This window comes from Paraburkholderia sp. BR10937, from assembly GCF_040965695.1.
Lineage (GTDB): Bacteria > Pseudomonadota > Gammaproteobacteria > Burkholderiales > Burkholderiaceae > Paraburkholderia.
In genome coordinates this window covers 75,598-82,954 of the sequence record NZ_JBFRCL010000039.1, presented here as the reverse complement: position 1 = coordinate 82,954, position 7,357 = coordinate 75,598, and the positions used below count along the sequence as shown (strand labels likewise).

6 protein-coding genes are annotated in these 7,357 nt (G+C 68.6%); all 6 read right to left on the bottom strand.

Going from position 1 to position 7,357, the window contains the following annotated elements; translation table 11 throughout:
- Positions 1-7: 7 nt before the first annotated feature.
- Genes bcsR through bcsE form a run of 6 tightly spaced genes read right to left on the bottom strand, consistent with a single transcriptional unit; the run spans position 8 to position 7,303 of the window.
- Positions 8-205 (bottom strand): BcsR/BcsP family cellulose biosynthesis protein, encoded by a 198-nt coding sequence (gene bcsR, locus AB4Y44_RS28165; RefSeq protein WP_368701443.1) that lies wholly within the window; start codon positions 203-205, stop codon positions 8-10.
- An 11-nt stretch (positions 206-216) separates the two neighbouring features.
- Positions 217-1,803: a cellulose biosynthesis protein BcsG gene (bcsG, locus tag AB4Y44_RS28160; protein WP_368701442.1), complete on the bottom strand. Its 1,587-nt coding sequence runs from the start codon at positions 1,801-1,803 to the stop codon at positions 217-219.
- A gap of 39 nt (positions 1,804-1,842) precedes the next feature.
- Complete coding sequence (gene bcsA / locus AB4Y44_RS28155) at positions 1,843-4,437, bottom strand: UDP-forming cellulose synthase catalytic subunit (protein ID WP_368701441.1); 2,595 nt, start codon at positions 4,435-4,437, stop codon at positions 1,843-1,845.
- Positions 4,434-5,240: a cellulose biosynthesis protein BcsQ gene (gene bcsQ, locus AB4Y44_RS28150; RefSeq protein ID WP_368701440.1), complete on the bottom strand. Its 807-nt coding sequence runs from the start codon at positions 5,238-5,240 to the stop codon at positions 4,434-4,436. The genes bcsA and bcsQ overlap by 4 nt, the downstream gene beginning before the upstream one ends.
- Positions 5,237-5,440, bottom strand: coding sequence for a hypothetical protein (locus AB4Y44_RS28145; RefSeq protein WP_069265761.1), 204 nt, complete (start codon positions 5,438-5,440; stop codon positions 5,237-5,239). The genes bcsQ and AB4Y44_RS28145 overlap by 4 nt, the downstream gene beginning before the upstream one ends.
- Positions 5,441-5,449: 9 nt before the next feature.
- On the bottom strand, positions 5,450-7,303 hold the full coding sequence (gene bcsE / locus AB4Y44_RS28140) for a cellulose biosynthesis protein BcsE (protein WP_368701439.1): 1,854 nt from the start codon (positions 7,301-7,303) through the stop codon (positions 5,450-5,452).
- Between the last annotated feature and the right edge of the window lie 54 nt (positions 7,304-7,357).

Sequence of the window (7,357 nt, the reverse complement as noted above, 5' to 3'; positions counted from 1 at the left end):
CGCTAACTCAGCCCTTTTCCCCTTCAACCGGCAGCTCCAGCACGGCGGCCACCAGCGGCCAGCGCTGCGCGGCCGTCTGCCAGGCGTCCTCGGCTTGAACGTCGAGATAGCGGTCGCGGTCCACGCCGTCGACGAGACGCGCGAGCGCATCGATATCGCTCGGCAGCGCGGGACCACTGCGCGAACGCCGGCCGGACCCCCACAAGCGCATCGCCATTACTTGCCCTCCACCCACACGCCGTCCGGCGTATGGATCACATAGCCGGTGGGCGTCGTCATCGTCACCGTGCCTTCGTTTTCGCCGACCATGCGCGTTTGCGGCAGGTTGTTCGCATACTGCGCGAGCGGCGGCGCGCCGGTGGCGAACGGGCTGTGCGCCACGAGATTCGACAGCAGCTGCGCGAGCGCGAGATAGCTCGTGGGCGTGTCGATCGTCGTCACGCCGCCGGTGTGCTCGCTGCCGGCCGGCAGGCCCACCACCTTCACGCCCACCGGTACGTGGACGATGTTCGGCGTGGGGATCTCACGCATGCCGGCAATCTGGTTCTCTTCGCCCTGCAGCGCGGCGCCGTGTTCGGGTACGAAGACGATCACCGCCTTGCGGCCCGACTGCGCGACGAGGTCGATCAGCTTGTCGACGTCTCCGAGCAGCCGCTGCAGGCGAATCGGGTAGGACTGCAGGCTCGTGAGCTTGTCGTTCGGCGCGGGCAGCCGGTTGCCGTCGTGCATCGAGACCGTGTTGTAGTAGAGCGCGACTGGCCCGCCTCCAGCGGCAATGCGCTGCTTGTACCAGCGCGAAAGCACATCGTAGTCGTCGGCCAGCGCGGAACCGTCGAACTCCTTCATGAACTCCGGGAAGCCTTCGTTCGCCGGCATCGTCACGCCCGGCACGCCGATTTCACTGATCACCGTGCTGCGGAAATTGTCGAAACGGCCGTTGTGGTTGAGCAGCGCGTTCGGCGTGTAGCCGGCCTGCGCGAGCTGCGCGAACAGATGGCACTCGGCAGGCGCGGGGTCGTAGAGCGCCTTGTGCGGCTCCTGCCCGCAGGTGGCGCGCAGCACGCGGATCGCGGCGGGCCCGCTATAGCTGGCACCCGAGCTGAAGTTCTGGAAGATGTAGTCGAAGCGCGAGAAGAGCGGGTTGTTGCGCATCTTCACGACATCCATGTCGTTCCACGAGAGCGAGCAGATGTGCACCATGATGATGTCGAACTGCGCGCTCGCATCGGTGGTGAGCGGCGTGAAACTCACGTGCCGGCCTTCCTCGTTGGCGCGGAACGCCGCGAGCTGCTGGTCGTAGCTGCCCGACTGCTCGTCGCGCTTCTTGCCGGTGCCGCCGTCCTCGTCGCCGTTGCTGGCGAGTGAAGCGTTGGCGGTCGCATTCGCCACGAACGAGCCCACGCCCTGCCAGACCGGCATGACGACGAGCGCGATCAGCACGAGCGTCGTCACGCGCACCCAGCGGTTGATGAGGAAGTAGAGCAGCACGGCGATCACGGCCGACACGGCCATCGAAAGCGAAATCACGCGCCGCGTGAGCTCGAACATGTACGAGGGCGTGAAGGTGAGGAGCACGGGGATCTGCGAGATCGCCCGGCCGATGTCGGGCATGCTGGACTCGTGGTACGCAATGGCGATGCCCACGATCACGGCGATCCCATTGCGCGCGGTACGCAGCCACCGGTTGTGCAGCGGCACGAGCAGCAGGATGACGAAGGCAAAGTTCATCCACCACTCGGGCTTGAGCGTGCCGATCGAGTAGAGGTACAGCTTGGCGAGGAAGTAGAGATTCCAGAGACCCATAGTGTTTCGCGTTCCAGGGTGTAGCGGTGGTTCCGGTTATCAGGGCTGGCGGACCTGGCCGGCCCGGCGTCGCGTGAAGAAGTTTTCCAGCGCGTCGAAGAACGCGTCGATGAGGCGCATGTAGCCTTGCCAGCTCAGCTCGATCAACTGAATGAGGCCGTGCAGCGGCGCGTCGGAGGGCGGCACATCCTCCCATTCGAGCCACGCATCGGCGCGGCCGAACGTGCATTCCACGAGCTTGCGCTCCATCTCCATCGTCATGCCGACGAAGCGCACGCCGAGGCGCCGGTCGGCCAGACGCGCGACCACGGCGGGGAAGTCGTGCTCCAGCACGCCGCGCGCGAGCGTCACGTTGATGCGCTCACCGGGCTCGAGCTTCGCGACGGCGTCGGCGGGCAGCATGAGGCCGAGGCCGCCCATCGAATAGTTCTCGGTCTTGCAGGCGAGCGTGCGGCCGTCGGGCAGCGTGAGCATGGCGGGCACGCGCAGCGGAATGCGGTGCGCCACGCGCACCTGCTTCGCTTCTTTGGCCACGCCGAGCGCGAGCCCGAGAATGGTGAGATTCACGCCGGCCCAGAAGAGGTTCATGAACACGGTGGCGGGCTCCTCGGACCGCCAGATCGTGAGGCGGCCGATGCCGGCGAGCACAGAGCACACATTGATCGCGAGCAGCACGAGGTAGGGCTTCGAAATCGTCCAGTCGAGATACTCGTGCTCGATATGGCCGCCCTTCGAGGTCACGTTGAACTTGCCGAGCTTCGGATTGATGAGCGCCATGGTGGTGGGCAGCACGATGTACCACGCGAGCACGGACTCGTAGGCTTCGGCCCAGAACGAGTGCCGGTAGCGTCCCTGGATGCGCGAGTTGGCAATCGCGGCAATCACCAGATACGGCACCACGTAGGCGAGGATCACGGGCGCGGGCGTGTTGATCACGTGCAGTCCGAAATACAGGTACGCGCCGGGCATCACGAGGAAGATGAGCCGCGGGAAGCCGTAAAAGAAGTGCAGCATGGCGTTGCTGTAGCACATGCGCTGGAAGAACGAGAGCCCCTTGCCGATCCACGGATTGTCGACGCGGAAGATCTGCGTCATGCCGCGGGCCCAGCGGATGCGCTGACCGATGTGGTCGGCGAGGCTGTCGGTGGCGAGGCCCGCCGCCTGCACGGTACGCAGGTAGGCCGACGTATAGCCGTGTCGATGCAGGCGCAGCGAAGTGTGGGCGTCCTCGGTCACGGTCTCGGTGGCGATGCCGCCAATGTGCTCGAGCGCCGAGCGCTTGATGACCGCGCACGAGCCGCAGAAGAACGTGGCGTCCCAGAAGTCGTTGCCGTCCTGGATCAGCCCGTAGAACAGGCTGCCTTCGTTGGGCACGCGGTGGAACGTGTCGAAGTTGCGCTCGAACGGATCGGGCGAGAAGAAGTGGTGCGGTGTCTGCACCATCGCGCATTTTTTATCGGCGAGAAAGACGCCTATGGTCGTTTGCAGGAAGGAGCGCGTGGGGATGTGGTCGCAATCGAAAATCGCGATGTACTCGCCCTGCGTGAGCGGCATCGCGTGATTGATGTTGCCGGCCTTCGCATGCGTGTGCTCGTCGCGGCGCAGGTAGCCCACGCCCGCCTCGCGCGCGAAGTCGCGGAATTCGTCGCGGTCGCCGTCGTCGAGAATGTAGACGCGCAGCTTATCGCGCGGCCAGTCGATCGAGCTTGCCGCGAACACGGTTGGCCGCACCACCGAAAGCGGCTCGTTGTAGGTCGGAATGTAGAGGTCGACGGTCGGCCAGTCGGCGGGGTCGTCGGGCAGCGGCTGCGGCTTGCGGCGCAGCGGCCAGGCGGTCTGCACGTAGCCGAAGATCAGCACGATCCACGTGTAGAGCTCGGCCGCATAGAGGATGTAGCCGACGATGGCCTCGGCGGGGCTCGAAAGATGCAGCGTTTGCGTGCTGCGCCACCAGACGTAGCGCCCCGTCATGAGGATCGAGAGCATCACCATGAGCATGGTGGCGAGGCGCCCCGGCAGGCGGCGCGCGATCATCACCACGACGTACACGAGCAGGAACAGCAGCACCTGGCCGGCGAACGGCAGTGGCGTCGTGCACACGGCGATCGCCGCGATGAACGCGAGCCACAGGAAGCCCTGGCGCAGATAGGGCACGCTGTCGAGCGCCGCCGAAAGTTTTTCGAGTTGCTGCTCGATGCCTTCCCACGGCACGTCGGGCAGGCGGGCGCCGACTGCCGCGCTCGCGCGCGCGGCGCGGCGATAGATGGGTTCGAGCCGCCTGTCGAGCCACGCGCGCAGCGCGAAGCGATGATGGCCTTGCGGCGCCTTGTGAAGCTTGCGCAGATCGGCGGCGAGACGCTGCCGCGCGCGCCGCGGGCGCAGGAAGATGCGCAGGAGCCAGGCGCCGGCGCTGCGGTCGCGGCCCATGTTCAGCCGCTGGCCGATGTCCTTGCCGAGCCGTGCGAAGGCGAGCGCGGGCACGTCGCGCCGGCCTGGGCGCGGCGGCCGGAAGAAGGCGCGCAGCAGCCACTGGCCACCCGGCGCGTCGGGCGCGAGATTGAGCTCGGGCGCGCTCAGGTGGCGCAGTGCCACCCAGAACGCCGTCCACAGGCCGACGATGCGCTCGCGGATCATGGCGTGCTCCCGCGCGCAACGTGTTGCGCGAGCAGTTCGTCGGGTGCGTCGAGGCTCGCCCCCGTGCTCCAGTGCGAGAGCCACGAAGCGATGCCGTGAAGGTCGTGCGCGGCCTGCGAGCTGGGCGCGCTCGCCGCGGGCACACCGGTGTCGGCATGCACGAGAGATGGCAGCATGGCGGCGCCGAGGCGCGCGCGCAGCAGTGAAACGACGTCCATGTGCAACTGGCGCGCGGGCACGACCGCATTGGCGACGAACACGCTGCGCTTCTGTGCGCGCACGAGCGCGGCGATCAGGCGCGGCAGCGTCGCGCAGGCGGTCGCGCAGGGCGTGAGGACGCCGAGCACGAGGTCGGCGGCATCGATCGCCTGGCGCGCGTGCGCCGAGGGCCACGTGCCCGCGTCGACGAGCGCGATCGTTTGCGCCGGCAGGTCCACGCGGGCGAGCAGTTCGCGCAGCCAGCCGGGGCGCGCGTCGAGCAGCGCGCTGGCGTCGTCGTCGCGCGGGTCGTCGGATGCATGGCCGTCCGCGAGGCTGCCCCACGGCAGCACGAACACGCCGTCGTCGCTTTGCAGCGCGGCGCGCGACCAGGCGTCGTCGGCGCCGGGGCCGCCCGCCAGATGCGTGACGAGCCCTTCGCGCGCGCTCTCGCGCAGCCCGAAATGGAGTGCCAGCACGTTGTGCGGGTCGCATTCCGCGGCGAGCGCAACGTGTTCGCGCGCCGCCAGCAGACCGGCGAGCGCGGCGGTGAGGGTGGTGCGGCCCGCACCGCCCACGCTGGTGACGATGGCGATGGTCTTCATCGGCGCGGCCCCGTCTGGCTGAAGCGGCGCTGGCCGCGAATCAGCAGGGCGTCGACCTGTGGCGGGAGCTGGAGCGGGCGCGAGCGCGCGGGGCGCAGCCACATGGGCACGAAGCGCGCGAGACGCAGGCGCCAGCCGATCCAGTAAAGCGGCACGGCCAGTATCAAGCCCCAGACGAAGTAACCGAGGAAGATGTTCATGTCGCTCTCCTATGCTTTGAGCGGCAGCGGCGCGCGCTGCGGCGCGGCGCGCGGTTTCGCGTTGTCGGTGCGCGCGGCGGCGTCGAGCGCGGGCAACAGGTCGCCGTTTATGGGAGCGATGTTGACGGGCACTGCGGGTTCCGGCACTGCGGTTTCCGTCGTGGCTGCCGTCGCTGCGCCCGGTGCAATCGCGGAAGCCGCCGCTGGCGGCACGGTCTGGCCGTTGGCCTGCACCGAGACGGCCGCGGGCGCGGCGGGCTGCCCTTCGTTGATCGCGAGCCAGCCCGAATAGTCGGGCGGCGGCGTGGTGTCGATTTCGTCGCCGAGCGTGGTCAGCGCCTCCGTGATCGCGCGGCCGTCGCCGTAGCGCTCCTCGCCCTGGAACAGTTCGGCGAGCGGCCGCTGGAACACGCGCTGGCACACGGCGTCGGCGTCGCTCAGGCGGCAGGCGAAGAAGAACACGTAGAGGCTGTCGCCGCTCGCCGTCACGATGTCGCCCGCGCGGCGCAGATGGCACGCCTTGAGCGCATCCACGTGCGCGACTTCCGGCATCAGCGCGAGGCGAATCAGCACGCTCGGCAGCTGGATCACGCGGCTGCGCTCCACCGCTGCGCTCACGAGTTCGACGAAGTGCGCAGCGCCCACGTAGCCGCTCTCCTCGCCATGCACCACGGCGGCGAGCGCCGCACGGTAATCGGCGGGCATGGGCCGCGAATACACCTGGCCCTGCAGACTGTCGACGATGGCCTCGACCTGCGCGAGCGGCGTCTGCCGCGCGATCACGCGGTTCGCGCCGAGATTGAGCATGAGCGACTCGTAGCGCATGGCCACGGCGTCCTCGCGCACGATGATCTTGAGCGCTTCGCCGCACTGCAGGCGCAGCGTGTGCACCTGCTCCGCGAGCATTTCGAGGTCGCGGTTGACGCTGAAATCGAGGATCACCGTGGCCGCGACCGAGGTGCGCGCGGCGGCCACCGCGGCCTCGTTGTTATCGACGATCTGCCAGGCGGGCGGCAGGACGCGCTCGTGCAACATCGCGTCACGCGAGACGATCACGCGGCCTTCGTCGGGCGCGAGCAGGCCCGCCTCGCCGATCTCGGTTTCGAAGGTGCCGCCGGAAACCGTGAGCCGGTGATCGGCGGCGGAAAAGCGCAGCGGTACGCTCTGGCTGCCGTGCACGGCATCGCCCGCGCGCCAGAACGCGACTTCCCAGTGATACTGCCCCTGCACCTGGTGCAATTGCGCGGCGCCCGCGAAGCGCGCCTGGAAGGCGGCGAGTTCGGGATGCTCCTGGTCGTCGCCGAGGCCGGGCGGCGCTGCCACCATCAGCACACCGTAACGATGCTGTGCGCACCAGCCCGCGAGCTGCGCGCCCTGCGCTGCAAGCGCGGCGGGGTCCTGCCAGTTGAAGAACGCCTCCGCGCCTTCGATGAAGAACTGGCTTTCGGGCGCGGCGCACTGCTCGGCGAGCGCGTTGAGCGCTTCGATCAGCACCTGCGCGCCGTCGCGCTCCGGCAGCGGGCGCAGTGCGCATACGTTTGCCCACGCATGCGTCGAACCGCTCCTGTCGAGATCGACGCCATGATCGCGCAGCGCGGCCGCGAGACTCGCGCCGTCACGCGTGGAAAGGACGGTGGCGGGACCCGTGAGCGCGGCAGCGGCGGTTTGCCAGAACAGCGCGTCGCGCGCCGGCGAGGTGCTCGCGTAGACCACGTGCACCTGGCCCGCGCCGAGCGAAGCGAGCGAGGCCGGCAGGCCGTCGATCGCGAGTGGCTCGCGGCGCGCGAGCCGCGAGAACAGCGAGCGGCGCGTATCGCGGCCGGCGCCGGCGGGTGCAGCGGAGAGGGTGGCGGGATCGTTCATCGTATTGCTCGTCTCGCGGATTTCATCGTCGCGGATTTCATCGTCGTCATGCGC

Excerpts from the sequence above, each read along its gene's own strand:
- bcsG (WP_368701442.1), bottom strand. The coding sequence starts at position 1,803 with ATGGGTCTCTGGAATCTCTACTTCCTCGCCAAGCTGTACCTCTACTCG.
- bcsA (WP_368701441.1), bottom strand. The coding sequence starts at position 4,437 with ATGATCCGCGAGCGCATCGTCGGCCTGTGGACGGCGTTCTGGGTGGCA.
- bcsQ (WP_368701440.1), bottom strand. The coding sequence starts at position 5,240 with ATGAAGACCATCGCCATCGTCACCAGCGTGGGCGGTGCGGGCCGCACC.
- AB4Y44_RS28145 (WP_069265761.1), bottom strand. The coding sequence starts at position 5,440 with ATGAACATCTTCCTCGGTTACTTCGTCTGGGGCTTGATACTGGCCGTG.
- bcsE (WP_368701439.1), bottom strand. The coding sequence starts at position 7,303 with ATGAACGATCCCGCCACCCTCTCCGCTGCACCCGCCGGCGCCGGCCGC.